Source organism: Nocardia sp. NPDC059180, from assembly GCF_042754945.1.
Classification (GTDB): domain Bacteria; phylum Actinomycetota; class Actinomycetes; order Mycobacteriales; family Mycobacteriaceae; genus Nocardia.
Genome location: NZ_JBHZBU010000001.1, coordinates 374,495 through 391,695 on the forward strand (window position 1 = coordinate 374,495; position 17,201 = coordinate 391,695).

General features: G+C 67.3%; 15 protein-coding genes and 1 tRNA gene. 4 read left to right on the forward strand and 12 right to left on the reverse strand.

Features of this window, described 5'->3' with window-relative positions; translation table 11 throughout:
• Nucleotide 1: 1 nt before the first annotated feature.
• From ACFXNW_RS01770 to ACFXNW_RS01790, 5 genes are all read right to left on the reverse strand, one after another.
• Nucleotides 2-1,468, reverse strand: a complete 1,467-nt coding sequence (locus tag ACFXNW_RS01770; RefSeq protein WP_379415134.1) for a peptidoglycan D,D-transpeptidase FtsI family protein — start codon at nucleotides 1,466-1,468, stop codon at nucleotides 2-4.
• Nucleotides 1,465-2,955, reverse strand: coding sequence for an FtsW/RodA/SpoVE family cell cycle protein (locus ACFXNW_RS01775; protein ID WP_379415136.1), 1,491 nt, complete (start codon nucleotides 2,953-2,955; stop codon nucleotides 1,465-1,467). Before ACFXNW_RS01775 ends, ACFXNW_RS01770 begins: the two co-directional genes overlap by 4 nt.
• Entirely contained in the window at nucleotides 2,955-4,436 is a 1,482-nt protein-coding gene (locus ACFXNW_RS01780) for a PP2C family protein-serine/threonine phosphatase (RefSeq protein WP_379415138.1), read from the reverse strand. The genes ACFXNW_RS01775 and ACFXNW_RS01780 overlap by 1 nt, the downstream gene beginning before the upstream one ends.
• On the reverse strand, nucleotides 4,433-4,900 hold the full coding sequence (locus ACFXNW_RS01785) for an FHA domain-containing protein (RefSeq protein WP_163822337.1): 468 nt from the start codon (nucleotides 4,898-4,900) through the stop codon (nucleotides 4,433-4,435). Before ACFXNW_RS01785 ends, ACFXNW_RS01780 begins: the two co-directional genes overlap by 4 nt.
• Before the next feature lie 201 nt (nucleotides 4,901-5,101).
• Nucleotides 5,102-6,562 carry an FhaA domain-containing protein gene (locus tag ACFXNW_RS01790; RefSeq protein WP_379415140.1) on the reverse strand — a complete coding sequence of 487 codons (1,461 nt, stop codon included), beginning with the start codon at nucleotides 6,560-6,562 and terminating at the stop codon, nucleotides 5,102-5,104.
• A gap of 211 nt (nucleotides 6,563-6,773) precedes the next feature.
• Here ACFXNW_RS01790 and ACFXNW_RS01795 point away from each other — a divergent pair.
• Nucleotides 6,774-6,856, forward strand: a tRNA-Leu gene (locus tag ACFXNW_RS01795).
• A 62-nt stretch (nucleotides 6,857-6,918) separates the two neighbouring features.
• Here the strand turns inward: ACFXNW_RS01795 and ACFXNW_RS01800 are convergent.
• On the reverse strand, nucleotides 6,919-8,313 hold the full coding sequence (locus tag ACFXNW_RS01800) for an FAD-binding oxidoreductase (RefSeq protein ID WP_379415141.1): 1,395 nt from the start codon (nucleotides 8,311-8,313) through the stop codon (nucleotides 6,919-6,921).
• Nucleotides 8,314-8,499: 186 nt separating this feature from the next.
• Here ACFXNW_RS01800 and ACFXNW_RS01805 point away from each other — a divergent pair, with 186 nt between their 5' ends.
• Together ACFXNW_RS01805 and ACFXNW_RS01810 are read left to right on the forward strand one after the other, a co-directional pair.
• Nucleotides 8,500-8,934: a MarR family winged helix-turn-helix transcriptional regulator gene (locus ACFXNW_RS01805; RefSeq protein WP_379415143.1), complete on the forward strand. Its 435-nt coding sequence runs from the start codon at nucleotides 8,500-8,502 to the stop codon at nucleotides 8,932-8,934.
• Nucleotides 8,935-8,990: 56 nt separating this feature from the next.
• Nucleotides 8,991-9,758, forward strand: coding sequence for an SDR family NAD(P)-dependent oxidoreductase (locus ACFXNW_RS01810; protein WP_379415145.1), 768 nt, complete (start codon nucleotides 8,991-8,993; stop codon nucleotides 9,756-9,758).
• A gap of 682 nt (nucleotides 9,759-10,440) precedes the next feature.
• On the opposite strand, the gene ACFXNW_RS01815 is transcribed toward ACFXNW_RS01810, so the two are convergent.
• Complete coding sequence (locus ACFXNW_RS01815) at nucleotides 10,441-11,439, reverse strand: stage II sporulation protein M (RefSeq protein WP_379415146.1); 999 nt, start codon at nucleotides 11,437-11,439, stop codon at nucleotides 10,441-10,443.
• 43 nt (nucleotides 11,440-11,482) lie between these two features.
• Between ACFXNW_RS01815 and ACFXNW_RS01820 the strand changes: the two genes are divergently transcribed.
• Nucleotides 11,483-12,286 carry an RDD family protein gene (locus ACFXNW_RS01820; RefSeq protein ID WP_379415148.1) on the forward strand — a complete coding sequence of 268 codons (804 nt, stop codon included), beginning with the start codon at nucleotides 11,483-11,485 and terminating at the stop codon, nucleotides 12,284-12,286.
• A 65-nt stretch (nucleotides 12,287-12,351) separates the two neighbouring features.
• On the opposite strand, the gene ACFXNW_RS01825 is transcribed toward ACFXNW_RS01820, so the two are convergent.
• From ACFXNW_RS01825 to ACFXNW_RS01845, 5 genes are all read right to left on the reverse strand, one after another.
• Nucleotides 12,352-13,659 (reverse strand): DUF58 domain-containing protein, encoded by a 1,308-nt coding sequence (locus ACFXNW_RS01825; RefSeq protein ID WP_379415149.1) that lies wholly within the window; start codon nucleotides 13,657-13,659, stop codon nucleotides 12,352-12,354.
• A 3-nt stretch (nucleotides 13,660-13,662) separates the two neighbouring features.
• Entirely contained in the window at nucleotides 13,663-14,646 is a 984-nt protein-coding gene (locus ACFXNW_RS01830) for an AAA family ATPase (RefSeq protein WP_379415151.1), read from the reverse strand.
• Nucleotides 14,643-15,689, reverse strand: coding sequence for a DUF4129 domain-containing protein (locus ACFXNW_RS01835; RefSeq protein ID WP_379415153.1), 1,047 nt, complete (start codon nucleotides 15,687-15,689; stop codon nucleotides 14,643-14,645). Before ACFXNW_RS01835 ends, ACFXNW_RS01830 begins: the two co-directional genes overlap by 4 nt.
• The gene (locus ACFXNW_RS01840) at nucleotides 15,677-16,576 is read right to left on the reverse strand and encodes a hypothetical protein (protein ID WP_379415154.1); all 900 of its coding nucleotides are present in this window, start codon (nucleotides 16,574-16,576) and stop codon (nucleotides 15,677-15,679) included. Before ACFXNW_RS01840 ends, ACFXNW_RS01835 begins: the two co-directional genes overlap by 13 nt.
• A gap of 67 nt (nucleotides 16,577-16,643) precedes the next feature.
• Nucleotides 16,644-17,186 carry a TetR/AcrR family transcriptional regulator gene (locus ACFXNW_RS01845; RefSeq protein WP_379415155.1) on the reverse strand — a complete coding sequence of 181 codons (543 nt, stop codon included), beginning with the start codon at nucleotides 17,184-17,186 and terminating at the stop codon, nucleotides 16,644-16,646.
• Nucleotides 17,187-17,201: the final 15 nt, after the last annotated feature.

Genomic DNA, 17,201 nt, shown 5'->3' on the forward strand with positions numbered 1-17,201 from the left:
TTCAGCGCCCTTGCAGGCCCGCGTCCAGTACCGCACGGGCTACCGGCGCGGCGACCGACCCACCGGTTGCCGCCTCCCCGAGGTCACCGCCGTTCTCCACGATGACCGCTATGGCGATCTTCGGGTTCTGTGCGGGCGCGAAGGCGATATACCAGGCGTGTGGTGGCGTGTTACGCGGGTCCGAGCCGTGTTCGGCCGTTCCGGTCTTGGACGCGATCTGGTACGGCGTCCCGCCACTGCCCTTGGTGTTCTGTTCGGAGGCGACCATCAGGTTGGTCAGGGTTGACGCTACCTGGGCGCTGACGGCCTGCCCGACCGACACCGGTGTGGTTTCCGACAGCACGCTCAGATCCGGGCCCTGCAGCTGGTCGACCAGGTACGGCTCCATCCGCACGCCGCCGTTGGCGATGGTCGCCGCGATCACCGCGTTGTTGAGCGGGGTGAGCGCGACGTCACGCTGACCGATGCTGGTCACGCCGAGCGCGGCGTCGTCGGGGATCGGCCCGACGGTGCTCTCGGCGACCGGGATCGGCACACCGCGATGCGGGCCGATCCCGAACGCGGCGGCTTCGTCCTTCAGATTCGAGGCGCCGACGTCGACGCCGAGCTCGACGAACGCGGTATTGCACGACATCCGGAAGGCGTCGTACAGCGAGGCGGTCGGGCCGGGGCCGCAGGTCATGCCGTTGTAGTTCTCCAGCCGGGTGCTGGTGTTGGGCAACTCGATGTTCGGCGCCGCGGTGAACTGCGACTCCGGGGTGGCCACACCGTTCGACAGCGCGGCGGCGGTCACGATCACCTTGAAGGTCGAGCCGGGCGGATAGGTCTGGGAGACGGCGCGATTGAGCATCGGCTGATCCGGATCCGAGCTGAGCTGCTCCCACGCCTGGGTGCCCTGGGCGCCGTCGTGGCCCGACAGCAGGTTCGGGTCGTAGCTCGGGGTGGAGACCATCGTCAGGATCTTGCCCGTGCTCGGCTCGATCGCGACCACCGAACCGGTGTGGCCCTTGCTGGTCAGCTCGTCGTAGGCGACCTGCTGCATGACCGGGTCGATGGTGGTGACCACATTGCCGCCGCGCGGATCGCGGCCGGAGAACAGGTCGACGATGCGGCTGCCGAACAGCTGATTGTCCGAGCCGTTGAGCACCGGATCCTCCGCACGCTCGAGCCCGGTGCTGCCGTACTGCATCGAATAGAAGCCGGTGACCGGTGCGAACGCCGACGGCGCGGTCGGATAGGTGCGCAGGTACTTGTAGCGGTCGTCGGTGGCGACCGAGCTGGCGAGCACAGTGCCGCCTGCCGAGATCTGGCCGCGCTGGCGGGAGTACTCGTCGAGCAGCACCCGGGAATTGCGTGGATCGGCCCGCAGATCGTCGGCCTTGATGACCTGGACGTAGGTGATGTTGGCCAGTAGCGCGACGACCATGACCATCACCGCGACCGCGACCCGGCGCAGGGGAGTGTTCACTGTCTCGGCCCCCCTTCCTGGCGGTTCTGGTCACGGCGCATCATCTCGGTCTGCGCCTCGGCGATCGGTGGTGGTGCGGCTTCGCGCTTGCGCACCGGAGCGGGGGCACGGGCGGCGTCGGAGATCTTGATCAGCAGTGCGAGCAGCGCGTAGTTGGCCAGCAGCGAGGAACCGCCATAGGACATGAACGGTGTGGTCAGACCCGTCAGCGGAATGAGCTTGGTGACACCGCCGACGACGACGAACAGCTGCACCGCGATGGTGAACGACAGACCCGCGGCCAGCAGCTTGCCGAAGCTGTCGCGCACTGCCAGTGCCGTGCGCATGCCGCGCATCACGAACATCAGGAACAAGATCAGAACAGCGGTCAGGCCGATCAGGCCGAGTTCCTCACCGATGGTGGTGACGATGAAGTCGGTCTTGGCGAAGGGCACCTGTGAGGGGCGCCCACTGCCGAGGCCGGTACCCGCGAGCCCACCGGTGGCCAGGCCGAACAGCGACTGCGAGATCTGATAGCCGGTGTTGTTGTAGTCGTCGAAGGGATGCAGCCAGGTCTCCACGCGCACCCGCACGTGCCCGAACATCTGATAGGCGAAGACGAATCCGAGCGCGAGCAGCCCGCCGCCGATGATCAGCCAGCCGACGCGTTCGGTGGCGATGTAGAGCATCACCAGCACGGTGCTGAAGATCAGCAGCGAGGTGCCGAGGTCCTTCTCGAACACCAGCACGCCGATACAGACGACCCACACCGCGAGGATCGGTCCTAGGTCGCGGGCACGCGGGAATTCCATGCCGAGGAAATGCCTACCCGCGGCGGTGAACAGATCGCGCTTGGCGACGAGCACCGAGGCGAAGAAGATGATCAGCAGGATCTTGGCGAACTCACCCGGTTGCATGCTGAAACCCGGCAGCCGGATCCAGATCTTGGCGCCGTTGGTCTCGGAGAACCGGCTCGGCAGAATGGCCGGGATCGCCAGTGCGACCAGTCCGATCAGGCCGAGGGTGTAGCTGTAGCGGGCCAGTGTCCGGTAGTCGCGCAACACGATCAGCAACGTGATGAACACGATGGTGCCGAGCGCGGTCCACAGGATCTGCTGGGTGGCGTCGGGGGAGGGAATCGCCCAGTCGTTGTAGGCCGCGGTCTGCTGATCGGCCAGATCGAGGCGATGGATCAGTACAAGGCCGAGCCCGTTGAGCAGCGCGACGATGGGGAGTAGCAGGGGATCGGCGAAGGGTGCGAACCGGCGGATCGCCAGATGCGCGATAGCGAAGAGAGCGAGGTAGGCCAGACCGTACTTGGCGATATCCCAGGTGATCGACTGCTCCTGGCTGGCCTCGACCAGGAACAGCGATGCCGTGGTGACCACTGCCGCGAAGCCGAGCAACAACAATTCGGTGTTGCGTCTTGTGCTCGGCGCAGGCGCGGGAGCGAAACCGCCCGGGGGACTTGGATAGGCCCCGGCGGACGGTGGTGCCGGTGCGGACATCAGTCCGTCACCCGGCAGTTCTCCCCCGCGGTCTGGGGCTGGGTCGGCGGTGCCGTTGTGGTCGGAGCCGCAGGCGCCTGCGTGGCCGGAGCCGGTGTGGCTTCACCGTTGGGCGCCGGCGTCGGCGGAGGCGGAGCCGTGGTGGTCGTCGGCGCGGGACCTGGCGGCGGCGCGACCGGCGGAACGACGACACCCGGCTGCGGGACCGAACTCTTGGTGTCGCACGGCGGCAACAGCTCTCGGTCGGCCAGCACCTTCATCTGGTCCTTGGCCTTGTCCAGCGAACCGGGCGGCAGGCCCGTGTCGACCTGATCGCGGCCGGTCTGCTTCAGGTCGTCGACCTTCAGTTCGCGGCAGTCCGACGGCATATCGACGTCGGCACCGACCAGCGTGAGTGCCCCGTCCGGATCGACACAGCCGACCAGATCGACCTCGTGAATCGAGTAGCCGAGGATCGAGCCCGGTAGTCCACGCATGACCACGACGCGGTCGTTGTCGGCACCCACGTAGTAGTTGGACCGGATCATCTTGTAGCCGACCAGCAGACCGACACCGACCGCCACCACAAGGGCGACGGCAAGCAGGATCCAGCGCAGCTTATGCGATTTCGCCGCGGGCGGCGGTTCCGGAGTGGACGCGGCCCGGCGCGGTGCCGCACGCGGTGGGCGCATGGCGGCGGCCCGGCCCGCGGCGGTGTTCGGCGGCGGGGTGTCCTCGTCCTGACCGGACGCGGCGCCCGCGACGATCGGATGGCTCTGCCCGTAATCGAGATCGATGACATCGGCGACGACGACGGTGACGTTGTCGGGTCCGCCGCTGCGCAGCGCCAGCTCGATGAGCCGATCGGCGCATTCGTCGGTGCTGCCCTCGCGCATGGTGTTGGCGATGGTCTCATCGCTGACCACGTCCGAGAGGCCGTCCGAACAGAGCAGATACCGGTCGCCCGCGCGTGCCTCACGCATGATGAGGGTCGGCTCGATCTCGTTTCCGGTGAGCGCCCGCATGATCAGCGAACGCTGCGGATGGGTATGTGCCTGCTCCGCGGTGATCCTGCCCTCGTCGACCAGTGATTGGACGAAGGTGTCGTCCCTGGTGATCTGGGCCAGCTCACCCTCGCGCAGCATGTAGGCGCGGGAGTCGCCGATATGGACGAGGCCGAGTTTCTTGCCCGCGAACAGGATGGCGGTGAGCGTGGTGCCCATGCCGTCGAGTTCGGGTTCCTCCTCGACTTGGTCGGCGATGGCCGCGTTGCCCTCACGGGTGGCGCGGTCGAGCTTGCCGAGGAGATCGTCGCCCGGTTCGTCGTCGTCGAGATGGGCGAGGGCGGCGATCATCAGCTGCGATGCCACCTCGCCCGCCGCGTGTCCGCCCATGCCATCGGCGAGGGCGAGCAGGCGGGCGCCCGCGTAGACGGAATCTTCGTTGTTGGCCCGGACCAGACCGCGGTCGCTGCGCGCTGCGTAGCGGAGAACAAGTGTCACGATCGGAGCTCGATCACAGTTTTGCCGACCCGGACGGGAGCGCCGAGCGGAACACGGACAGCGGTGGTGACCTTCGCGCGGTCGAGATAAGTGCCGTTCGTCGAGCCGAGATCCTCGACGTACCAGTCGTCACCACGCTGTGACAGCCGCGCATGCCTGGTCGAAGCGTAGTCGTCGGTGAGTACCAGCGTGGAATCGTCCGCACGGCCGATCAGCACCGGTTGGGTGCCGAGGGTGATGCGGGTGCCGGCTAATGAACCTTGAGTCACCACAAGATATTTGGCGCCCTTCTGGCCTCGGCGCAGGGACGGCAGTACCGCAGGACCGCGAGCGGCCTTCGGCTGGACCCGGATGCCGGAGGCCGCGTAGATGTCGCTGCGCAAGGTTCGCAGCACTGCCCAGACGAACAGCCACAACAGCAGCAGGAAGCCCGCACGGGTCAACTGCAGGATCAGTCCCTGCACGGCGCTCCACCTCCTGTTCGACCGTGTGTCGGTGCCGTAGGTGTGGTTGGACCCACCCCCACCGCTGTGCTGGTCTTGCCGGCTCCGTATGCGGTGCCTCGCGTGTGTTGGCACATCATAGGGCCGTCAGCCGATACGGACACGCCATGACCGCCCATTTCCGGCCAGTCATGTCGTGACCTGCATCGCGAGCTTACGGGATCAGACGATGCGGATCAGGATCTCGGAATGCCCGGCGCGGATCACATCACCGTCGGCGAGTTGCCAATCCTGGACCGGAGAGCCGTTCACCAGGGTGCCGTTGGTGGAACCGAGGTCTGACAGCATCGCGGTCTGGCCGTCCCAGCGCACCTCGATATGCCTGCGCGAGACACCGGTGTCGGGCAGGCGGAAGTGGGCGTCCTGGCCGCGACCGATGATGTTGCTGCCCTCGCGCAGCTGGTACGTGCGGCCGCTGCCGTCGTCGAGCTGGAGGGTTGCCGAGAAGCCCGAGCCCGCCGCTGCGCCCGCCGCGTAGCCGCCGCCCGCGTAGCCGCCCTGTGCGCCGTAACCGGGCTGCTGGGAGTACGCCTGGCCGTAGTTCTGGTCCTCGCCGTAGCCGGCCTGGTCGCCGTATCCCTGATCGGCGTAGCCCTGCTGGCCGTAACCCTGCTGAGCGCCCTGCGCGCCGTAGCCCTGCTGACCGGCGTACCCCTGGTCGCCGTAGCCCTGGTCGGCGTAACCGGGTTGGCCCTGGCTTTGCTGGCCACCTGCGGGCTGCGCGTACCCCTGGTCGGGATAACCCTGCTGGCCATAGCCCTGCTCGGAGTAGCCGCCACCTTGCTGGCCGTAGCCCTGGTCGGCATAGCCCTGCTGCTGATAGCCCTGGTCCGAGTAGCCCTGCTGACCGTAGCCCTGCTCGGCCTGACCGTAGCCCTGCTCGGGGTAGCCACCTTGCTGGCCGTAGGCCTGCTGACCGCCCTGCTGGTAGTCGTAGCCGTTCTGGTATTCGCCACCCTGCTGGTATTCGCCACCCTGGTAGTCGCCGTAGCCCTGTGACTCGGGCGCGCGGTAGTCGGCGCCGCCGCCGTAGGGCGCGCCCGAGCCGTAGTCCTCGGGATACGCGCCGTTCTGCGGCCCGCGTCCCGCGGGCGGGGGTGCGTACCCGCGGTTGCGTGGATCGGACTCCGCGGGCTCACGGCTCGGGTCGTAGCCAGAGTTCTGCGTCATGGGGCCAGCTCCTGGTTGCGGGTGTGCGGGTCGTTGTGGCGGGGGTTCCGGGCTGCGAGCTGCGGGAGCCGCACGACCGACGTCGGGATCGACCCGGCCGCTCGCCCTGAACTGTCCGGTGTGCAGCGTAGGGGATGCCTCGAACGCCACGTGTACTTCGCCGTAGGTCTGCCACCCTTGATCGCGGATGAAGTCCTGCAGATGCTTGGCGAACGCGCGCGTCGTGAGGTCGTGATCGGCGTCGAGCTGTTGATGGTCCGACGAGTTGATCGTGATCACATAACTGTTGGGTGCGAGCCGGTGCCCGCCGCCGAGTTCCTGGATGTGATCGGTGGCCTCACGCTGCAAGGCCGCCTCCACCTCCTGTGGCACGACGCTCCCACCGAAGACCCTGGCGAACACGTCACCGACGGCGCCTTGCAGACGACGCTCGAATCTCGAAACGATGCCCATCTCGGCCTCCCTTCGGTGAGATGTCTCCTCATTCGCAACGACGACACGCGGACGTGGCGTGTCGTTCAACGAGCACGTTCACTGCATGATATCCACGATCGTCCACACCTGTAACTGATGGAAGCCGTGCCGGGTTCCCGCGGGTCGTGCCTGGGCGGGGATCGCGATTTCGTTTCGGCGTCGCCTCCGTGATACTGTCACCCAGTCGCTCGGGCGAGTGGCGGAATGGCAGACGCGCTGGCTTCAGGTGCCAGTGTCCTTCGGGACGTGGGGGTTCAAGTCCCCCTTCGCCCACAAATGCGGGAAAGCCGCAGATCAGATTACCTATCTGATCTGCGGCTTTTCTCGTTTCCGGCTCAGGAAGGCTTGATGTTGGCATTGCGATGGAGCACATTGCCGGGGTCGTAATGAGCCTTGAGCCCGGCCAGCTTCGCGTACTTGTCACCGTAGGACGTACGTACCAGATCCTCATGCGGTTCGGCCATGAAATTGATATACGACCCCGCGTTGGACGACAGCGGCCGCAGCGCGTCGTAGCCGGCCCTGGCCCACTGCCTATCCCTGGCCAAAAGTTCGGGGTCGGGGGCGACCGCGGCGAAATTGCAGACGAAGTGTGGCGTACGTGCGCCACCGAAGGCGGTGTCGTCGGCGCCTGCCGCCGTGAACGCGCCATCGAGGGAGAAGCACGGCATGAACGACATCGGCGACGACGTCTGCGGGATGTACTCGGTGAGGACAGCGATCGCCTCCTCGGACAACTCGTCGATATCCAAGGCCTTCTCATAGGCGAGAATTCCCCAGGGCGCGGAGTTGTCGAGCAGGCTCTGCAACCCCGTGTAGGGAATCGGGGTGACGAATTCGAACAGCGGTGTGAGCGCGTCCCGGATCGGAGCCACCATCCGCGCATGCTCCTCTGCGGTACCGAAACCGGCGACGAGCAGGGCATAGCCGGGCATCATGTGGAATTGCTCCGGAACGAACGGCTCCGGAGGCGCGGACAAGCCGAGCGCCATCAGCGCACCCGCTCGCTCGGGCAGCGTGGGGATGAACTCACGGCACAGCCGCAGCATGTCGGTGCCCGCGGAGCGATCCCAGAAGAACAGCCCGAAATGGATCTCGGGTCCGAGCCGGTGCAGTCGATACTCGAACTCCGTCACCACTCCGAAATTGCCGCCACCGCCGCGCAGTGCCCAGAACAGGTCGGAATTCTCCTTCTCGGAGGCGCGTTCGATGCTGCCGTCGGCGAGGACGACCTGCGCGCCGACCAGATTGTCGATGGCGAGGCCGAAGCTGTGGGTCAGCCAGCCCATTCCGCCGCCGAGGGTCAGGCCGCCGACGCCGGTATGGCTGATGACGCCGCCGGGCACGGCCATGCCGTGCGCCTGGGTGCCCGCATCCATATCCGCCATCGTCGCTCCGCCGCCGACCTTGGCGCGTTCGGCCTCGGGGTCGACCGCGACGTGGTTCATGCCGCTGAGGTTGATCATCAGCCCGTCGTCGACGACCGAGGACCCGCTGAAGGCGTGGCCGCCGCCTCGTACGGCGATCTCGAGGTCGTGATTCTTGCCGAAGGACAGGGCCGTTGCCACGTCTTCTGCCGTCAAGCAGCCGGCGATCGCGGCGGGGTGCCGGTCGATGTCACCGTTCCAGAGTCCGCGCGCGGTGTCGTAGCCCGCGTCTTCGGGACCGAATACCGGCCCGCTGATCATCGATCGCAGAGCTCCCAGATCAGAGCGCACTGTTTGCGTCATAGCTTTCTCCAGCCACGTGGCCCCGACCCACTGGTATTCGAGTCAGGGCACCGCCACCGACTCCCCGCCGCGTCACCGACTTCCTTGGCGGTGCGCTTGGCTCCCGCACACGCTCGACGCTGAGAATGTGGTACGCAGCACATCCTATTTCACTAGGTTCCCTAGTGGCAAGGTAATCTAGCGAGTATGGCGGACGGTGACATGGAATTGGCATTGGCCGTGCGCGAACTGGTTCGCAGGGCGGATGTCTACCGGGGCGAGCGTGCGGACGCGATCGGCGGGGTGGCCGTGACCGACATCGTCGCGCTCGGGCACCTGTTCGTGCAGGGCCCGCAGTCGCCCACCGAACTCGCCGCTCGACTGCACGTCACCACCGCCTCGGTCACCGAATTGGTAGACCGGCTCGAGCAACGCGGCTGGACCAGCCGCGGACCGCATCCGCACGACCGTCGCCGGATCCTGGTGTCGCTCACCGACACCGGCCGCACGCTCATCTCCGAGACGTATCAGGATCTGGCCTTGCGGCTGACTCCCGCCTTCGCGGCCCTGACCACCGACCAGCAGCAGGCCGTGATGCTTTTCCTGCGCCTGGCCGCGGACGGGCTGGCCGACGGCAGCTGAGGTCTGATCGCACGAACGCGGTCGATCCACAATGAGAACCTGTTCTAATTCTTGCCATGCGTAGATTTGACGGCCGCCGTGTGGTGGTGACAGGTGCAGGATCGGGTATCGGACAGGGCATCGCATTGCGACTGCTCGATGAGGGGGCCCAGCTGGTGGCCGTCGACATCGATGAGCCCGGTTTGGCAGCGACCGCGGACAAGGCCGGTGACGCCGCGGATCGGCTGCGGACGGTCCGGCTGGATATCGCCGATCCGGAGTCGGTGCGTACCGGCACCGACTCGGCGCTGGAATTCCTCGGTGGACTCGACGTGCTGGTGAATGCTGCGGGCATCCTTCGCCCCGCTCGCACCCACGAGATGCCGATCGATGCGTGGGAGACCGTGATCAGGGTGAATCTGACCGGTACCTTCCTGATGACCAAGGCCGCGCTGCCCGCCCTGCTGGAATCGGGGCACGGCGTTGTGGTGAACCTGTCATCCACCGCGGCCTTCCAGGGCTCGCCTTATCTCGCGGCCTACGCGGCGTCCAAGGGCGGCGTCGCCAGCTTCACCCACGCCATCGCGCTCGAATACGCCAAGCAGGGCCTGCGCGCGGTGAACATCGTGCCGGCGGGCATCACCAGCGGGATCACCACGAAGTCGATTCTGGAGCAGCCGGAAGGTTTCGACCCGAGCCTGTTCGCCCGCCTTACCGGCTGGCTCAACGGCGGCGCGCTCGGCAGCCCCGAGGACATCGCCGGTGTCGTCGCGATGGTGGCCTCCGACGACGGCCGTTATATGACGGGTACCGAGATCCGGGTCGACGGTGGCGCGCTCATGTAAGTAGGAGCACGGTCGGCCCGAATCGCCCGATTGATCGGCCGATGAGGCGAAGATCACAGCACCAATTTCGGTAACCCTGACGCTGCTGATCCACGCCGGCCGACCGGCCACCGGCGGTCGTTTTCGTGACCGGATAACCCCCCGGTTAACTGGTTCTTGGTACATGTAGACCCGTCCCCGCATGATGCTGATCGTGTTTGTTCCGTTATAAACAAACCTATGGTCGCTTTCGCGTCATTGTTCGTTCAGCTATCCCCGCTATCCGCAGGAAAACCCCTGGTAGACGGGCAGGTTGTGAGTACCGACCGGTAGCGGACAAGGCGGCGTGGCTAATCGCCTGAGGGTGTCCGCTGGGGGCGAGTCTGTGACCTCGAAAAACGAAATGCAATTGCAGATGAAAGGTCCAAATCGCGGTTCACATCGGCCGCTGTGAGTTAGCTGGAACCGTGAAAAATGAGGTCCTCACAGGGGTTTGCCAGTGCGCTGCTTTATACGCTCGGGGCCTGTGAAGAGGGTTGCACGGGCATAACGATTGTGTAGAGTCAACGGCAACGCTGGCCGCAGCTGAGCACGACTCGCTGCGGCCAGCGGAACTCAAATGGGGGAGTTCTTCACCGATCCGATTCCTGGCATAGCCAACGGTTTCCCGAACTGTGATCGCTCACCGTGTGCTCGGCGATGGCTATCGCGACGGGATAACCGAATCAGCTACCGTCTGGTCGGTTTTATCTCGGCCGCTTTCCAGCACTGCCCGCCGCCCCGCACCGAACACATACAGCAGGAACAACGCCTCGGCCGCGAACCCGATCGCGATCCGCAGCGGTGCGGGCAATCCGCTCGGGGTCACGAAACCCTCCAGCAGACCCGCCACCAGCAGCACCCCGACGAGCCCGAGCGCAATCGTCGCCGTCGCCCGGCCCTGCCGCGCTACCGCCTCCAGCCGACTCAACCGACCCGGATCGACCAGGGTCCAGCCGAGTTTCAGCCCCGCGCCACCGGCAACGAAAACCGCGGTGAGCTCGAGAGTCCCGTGCGGCAGGATGAAACCGAAGAACGAGTCGAGTCGTCCGGCCTCGGTCATCAAGCCCGCGGTGACACCGAGATTGAGCGCGTTCATGAACAGCAGGTACACCGCAGGCAGAATCAGCACGCCGGTGAACAGGGCGATCGCCGACACCCAGGCGTTATTGGTCCACACCTGCGCCGCGAACGCCTCGTTCGCATGCTCGGAGTAATAGGTCTCGAATGCGCCACCCGGCGCGGTGATCGCCTCCGTGTTCTTCGGAATGCCGAGAACCGAACGCGCCGAATCGGACTCGGCCACCCAGCCGCCGACACCCGCGGAGACCAACAGGAACACCGCGGCCACCGCCGCCCACCACGGCCAGGCCCGATACACCGCGGCCGGGAAGCGGTGGGTGAAGAAGCGCCCGATTTCCGACCAGGTGTCGGCCCTGGTGCCGAGCACCTTCGCCCGCGCCCTGGCCAGTACCGCGCTCAAGCCCGCCACCAACTCCGGGTCGGGGCTGTGGGTCTGCAACCGGGCCAGCTGCTGGGAGGTGCGCCGGTACAGCGCGACGAGTTCATCGGCCTCGGCGCCGGTGAGTTTGCCCTTACGGGCCAAGAAGTCCAGTCGGTTCCAGGACCCGCGATGCGCGTAGCTGTATGCGTCCACGTCCATTCGGTTGCCACCCACTCCCACTCTGGGAAGAATGCTAGGCGACATGGCTGAGTTCACCACCGGCGAAGCAGTGGCCCTGGAGCTGCCCATCGCGCGCATACCCACCAGGGCGGCGGCTTTTTTCGTCGATGTGGTGTTGCAGGTGTTCATCGGCTGGATGCTGATGTTCGGCATCGTGACGGTCCTGCTACCCAGCGATCTGGACTCGGCGTGGCTGGCCACCGCGATGCTGGTCACCGTGGTGATCGTGCTGGTCGGATATCCCGTCGCCAGTGAGACCATCGGCCGCGGCCGCACCATCGGCAAATTGATGTTCGGGCTGCGTGTGGTGCGTGCCGACGGCGGTCCCACCGACTTCCGGCACGCGCTGACTCGCGGCCTGGCAGGCGCCATCGTCGATTTCTGGATGCTCGGCGGGTTCGGTGCCATCGCCATGATCACCTCGCTGTGCTCACCCAACGCGCGCCGCGTCGGCGATGTGCTGGCAGGCACCGTCGTCGTCTACAGCCAAAAGCGGCTGCCTATACCCGCGCTCGCCGTGCCGCCGCCCTGGCTGGCGGACTGGGCCACCCGGCAGGACCCCGCCGCCCTGCCCGATGATCTGGCGATGGCGGTCCGGCAGTACCTGACCCGAATCCGAACCCTCACCCCGGCCGTCCAGGTCGAACTCGGCAATGCCCTCACCGACGCCGTCTGTACGCGCCTCGGCATCGTGCGGCCGGGAAACTATCCGCCGCCCCAGATTCTCGGCAGCATCATGGCCGAACGCCAGCGCCGGGCACTGACGGCGCCGATGACCGCACCGCCGGCGATCGGGTGGGCAGCGAAGCCGGCCGCCATCGGCTGAGCGGGCCGCACGTCGGCGCACATCTCCGCGCAGACCCCATTGCGGTGCGATCCTGGCGCCGCCGCCTACATGCTGCCGGACTGCTTCAACTCCAGGTATTCATCTGCGAGCGCTTCCGGCAACCGATCCGGCGGTGCCGCGACCACGTCGATACCTTTGCGCCGCAGCGACTCCTGCACCAGTGCGCGCTCGGCGAGCAGGGATTCGGCAGCCGCGGCGCCAAAGAGGTCGGCGGGATCGTCGCGGCGGGTCGCGGCGGCGGCGACTTCGGGGTCGGTGACCGAGACGATGAGCACGCGATGCCGGTGGGCGAGCACCGGCAGGACCGGAAGCAGGTTCTCCTCGACCGCGGCGCCGTCGAGGGTGGTGAACCAGACGATCAGGCTGCGCCGGCGAGTGCGGTCGATGGCCGCGCGGACCAGGGCGGCGGTATCGGTGTCGACGAGGGCGGGGGTAACGCCGGCCAGTGCGTGCATCAGTTTCAGTTGCAGCCGTTTGCCGCCGATGCCGCGCACCTCGGCGCGCACCTGACGGTCGAAGGCGAGCAGATCGACCGAATCGCCTGCCGCGGCGGCGAGCCCACCCAGAAGCAGTGCGGCCTCGATACTCGCGTCCAGACGGGTGCCGTCGGTGCCGCCGGTTCCGACCCGTCCGGCGCTGACGCGGCCGGTATCGAGCAGCATCAGCATGTGCCGGTTGCGTTCCGGACGCCAGGTGCGCACCAGGACATCGGTGGCGCGGGCGGTGGCCCGCCAGTCGATGGTGCGTACGTCATCACCGGCGACATACTCGCGGAAGGAATCGAATTCGGTGCCCTGACCGCGCATATTCGCCACATTGCGGCCCTCGAGATGTTGCAGCCGTTTCACTTTCGAACTCAGCAGCCGCTCGCTGCGGAAAGGTGGTAGCGCACGCACTCGCGCGGGCACGGTATGCCGGGTCTGGCGCCCGGCCAGCCCGAGTGGTCCGAGCGCCCGTATGGTGATCGGCCCGGCGACCCGGTCGCCGCGGTGGGTGGGCGTCAGGGTGGTGCGGTAGCGAGATCGGGTGCCGGGGTCCAGTGCGATGCGGTGGGTCCGGTCGACGGCGTGTGCGCTGCCCGGCCAGTCGTCCCACAGCATTCCCCGGACCGTGCGCGCGCCGGTGTTGGTCACCGCCAATTCGATCTCGGTGCTGCGACCGAGTCGCACGACCGTCAACGGTTCCCTGGCCAACGTCAGCGCACCGGCGCTGCCCGCGGCGCCGAGATCGACGAGCACAGCCACCACCAGCAGCGCACTCACCACCGCGACGCCGAGCCAGGACGGCAGCACGAACGTGACCAACAGCGCCGCCACCGCGGCGACGGCGGCCAACCGGCCGGTGACGACCACGGCCTACACCGGAACCGGGACCGCGAGCAGCAGCGACCGCATGACGCTTTCGGCGGTCACCCCGTCCAGCTCGGCTTCCGGACGCAAGTGCAGCCGATGCCGCAGCACCGCCACCGCAACGGTTTTCACATCGTCGGGTGTCACGAATCCGCGCCCGTTCAACCAGGCGAACGCCCGTGCTGCCGCCATCAACGCGGTCGCCCCACGGGTGGACGCGCCGTGCTGCACGGCCGGTGCGGCGCGGGTGGCCCGGCAGATGTCGACGATGTAGGCCAGTACCTCGGGACTGATGGTGACCTGCCCGATTGCGGCCCTGGCCGCGGCGATATGTGCGGGACCGGCCACCGGCCGCAGACCCGCCGCGGCCAGATCGCGCGGATCGAAACCGCCGGCGTGCCGTTGCAGGATCCGGAACTCGTCGTCGCGTTCGGGCAGATGAATATCGACCTTGAACAGGAAGCGGTCCAGCTGCGCCTCGGGCAGCGGATAGGTGCCTTCTTGCTCGATCGGGTTCTGGGTGGCCACCACGACGAACGGGTCCGGCAGCGGGCGAGGCTTGCCGTCGACGGAGACCTGGCGCTCTTCCATCGATTCCAGCAGTGAGGACTGGGTTTTCGGCGGGGTGCGGTTGATTTCGTCGGCCAACAGCAGGTTGGTGAACACCGGGCCGGACCGGAAGGTGAATTCGGTGGTGTGCGGATCGTAGATCTGCGATCCGGTGACGTCACCCGGCATGAGATCCGGGGTGAACTGCACCCGCGAGTGTTCGAGGTCGAGCGCGGTGGCCAGCGCGCGCACCAGCAGCGTCTTCGCCACGCCGGGAACGCCTTCGAGCAGCACATGCCCGCGGCACAGCAGTGCGAGCACGAGATACATGATGGCGTTGTCGTTGCCGACCACCGCCTTACCGATCTCGGTGCGCAGCGCCGCGAACGCGGCCGCCGCCTGCTCGGCGCTCGGGGCTTTGCTGGTGTCAATGCTGGTCACGAGACCTCCGCTTCGATCCATTCGAGTTGCGCGGCAACCATTGCCAAGGTGGGTTCATCGGGCACCGGACCGTACAGCGCGGCATCGACCCAGGTGGAGTCCGCCCCGGTCCGTGCGGTGATCGCGGCGACCACCTGGTGCGGCGCGGTCTCGGCGGTGACCCCGAGCGCCGACCGGATCCGGCGCAGGGTGGCCGCGCGCAGCTTGGCCGCGACGTATTCGTGGTCGCCCGAGCACCGGTACAGCGCCGCCTGCCCGGCGAGCAGTTCATTGGCGGTGACCTCGACCGGGCGCGGTTCGCCGACCAGCGCGCCACGACGTCGCGCCCGCCACCACACCAGCAGCGCGCCCGCGATCAGGAACTGCAGCCCGCCGAAAGCGATCGGGGCGGGCAGGCGTTCGAAGATCGAATCCGAACCGGTGCCGAATTCGGGGTCGACATCGTCGGGGTAGTCGGGTTCGGGCATATCCGGCGGCGGCAATTCTGGTGGCGGGGGAGCGTCGGGCGCACCGCAGGACTGCAGCACCGCCCACAGCAGCAGGACCAGCGCGGCTATGCCCGCGAGCGTGGCCCAGAACTTGGGGTCGCGCAGCAGATCCGGCAGCGGCGGCAGTGTGGGCCGGGTGCGAGCCTTGCGCTCGGTGGCCTCGACTTCGCGCGGTCCGGCGACCGGGGCCGGCGCGGCCGCGGAGTACTTGTCGACGAACTCGAGCCTGCGGTACTCGTCCTCGGTCGCACGCCTGCCGCCGTAGACGACCTCGTCGAAACTGTGCGCGGCGGGACGGAATTCGCCTGCGTGCTCCACCGGTTCTGCGGCGGTGGTCACGTCGTCGGCGGTTTCGGCCGCAGTGCGCGATCGGCGGATTTCGAGCATCCCGCGTTGTTCGAGTCCGCGCAGCGTGGCCCGGAAACGCTCGCGCACCGCCGAGTCGTAATCGCGGCGCTGTAGCGCGGATTCGGCTGCGGCCCGGTGGTCCGCGGCGGAGCCGAGCAGGGGCGGCTGCGGCGCTTGCCCTTCCTCGGGCTTGTTCAGCTCGGCCACGAAGCCCCCTCGACCACGGGCTGCCGGGTGGGGGCAGGCAACCGGATATCCATGCCTTCGCGGCGGCAGCGGCGATCCACATAGGCGACGACGCGGGTGGCGGATTCGACGATCTCACCGAACGCGACGATCAGCAGCACCGCCGACGTCGTCAGGACGATGACCGCCCACCGATGGGTGCCGGAGAAATCGGAGACGAGCCACGGGATGCCGAGCAGCGGCAACGCCATCAGCACCAGCAGCGCCCGGACACTGAGCCACAGCAGCGCCGTCGGCCAATTCGCCCCGTCCACCAGCAGTTTCGACCTCGCCACGGCGTCTCGGTGACTCGTGCCCTCGGCGAAGATCACCGGCACCGCGACGAAACGTTTGGCGCGTAGCCAGGCCAGCCAGAGCACGGCGAACGGGAAGGTGATGATCAGTAGGGAACCGAATCCGAGCACCGCGACGCCGACCAGGGTGAACAGCGATCCGAACAGCAGCTGCGGGCCGAGCTGCGCCCCGAATCGCCGCAGCGCGGTGCGCCAGTCGATCGGTGCGCCCGCGATCGTGGCCGTGCCGATCGCGGTGGTGATCCCGCGCAGGGTGAATCGAATCAGCCAGGCGCAGACCAGAGTGCTGAGCACCACCGCCCAGGCGACCGCGGCATCGGCATTACCGGTGAGCTGCGAGACTCCGGCCGTCACCCCGGCGATGACGAGCTGGCCGGCGAGCAGCAGGGACGCGCCGAATCCGGCGAGTTGGCGGATCGACGACTGAATGAGCGCGAACGGCGTATCGAGCAGTTCGCGGAAGGTCATCGGGCGGATCGGCACCGTCGTTCCGAGAGACCCCGGCACCGGATCGTTCCCCGCCCCGACGGCACCTGCCGTTTCGGCTGGTGGCACGCGGCCGAGTCTAACCGGTCGGTGAGCTCGGAGCTCGGCGATGACGTCGCGGGGTGCTGCAGGTCGCTCAGTGCAGCAGGTGCTCGACGACCCGGCGGTACCGCTCGGGATCGATCGGGGGCAGGCCGAGCAATGCGCGCAGGTAGACCCCGTCGCCCACCAGCCGCACCAGATCCGCGCGCACCGGATCGTCGATCTCGGCATCCAGGCCGTCCGACCAGGAGTTCATCATCTCGGCAAGGGCTTGCTGGACGGCGTCGGTTTCCGGGCCGGCTGTGGCGTCGACGGTGCGCATGGTGGCCAACATCGATCGATACAGCTCGAGTTCGAGCGCTTCGTCCGTGGAGTCGCTGTTCGGAATCTGCAAGTACCACTCGGCCACCGAGCCGCCCGCGGCGACCGAATCGTCGAGCTGGATGCGGGCGCGGTCGGTGAGCCGCCGGACCAGACCGGCGAGCAGCGCGTCCTTGCTCTTGAAGTGATAGAGCAGCCCACCCTTGGACACGCCCGCGGCGGCGGCGACGTTCTCGAGGGTCATCTGGGACATGCCCTTGTCCAGCAGCAGTGTTTCGAGGGCGTCCAGGATGCGATCGCGGGTGGTGGTTGTCACGGGAATAACTGTACC

Excerpts from the sequence above, each read along its gene's own strand:
- ACFXNW_RS01775 (WP_379415136.1), bottom strand. The coding sequence starts at position 2,955 with ATGTCCGCACCGGCACCACCGTCCGCCGGGGCCTATCCAAGTCCCCCG.
- ACFXNW_RS01790 (WP_379415140.1), bottom strand. The coding sequence starts at position 6,562 with ATGGGCATCGTTTCGAGATTCGAGCGTCGTCTGCAAGGCGCCGTCGGT.
- ACFXNW_RS01800 (WP_379415141.1), bottom strand. The coding sequence starts at position 8,313 with ATGACGCAAACAGTGCGCTCTGATCTGGGAGCTCTGCGATCGATGATC.
- ACFXNW_RS01805 (WP_379415143.1), top strand. The coding sequence starts at position 8,500 with ATGGCGGACGGTGACATGGAATTGGCATTGGCCGTGCGCGAACTGGTT.
- ACFXNW_RS01810 (WP_379415145.1), top strand. The coding sequence starts at position 8,991 with ATGCGTAGATTTGACGGCCGCCGTGTGGTGGTGACAGGTGCAGGATCG.
- ACFXNW_RS01815 (WP_379415146.1), bottom strand. The coding sequence starts at position 11,439 with ATGGACGTGGACGCATACAGCTACGCGCATCGCGGGTCCTGGAACCGA.
- ACFXNW_RS01820 (WP_379415148.1), top strand. The coding sequence starts at position 11,483 with ATGGCTGAGTTCACCACCGGCGAAGCAGTGGCCCTGGAGCTGCCCATC.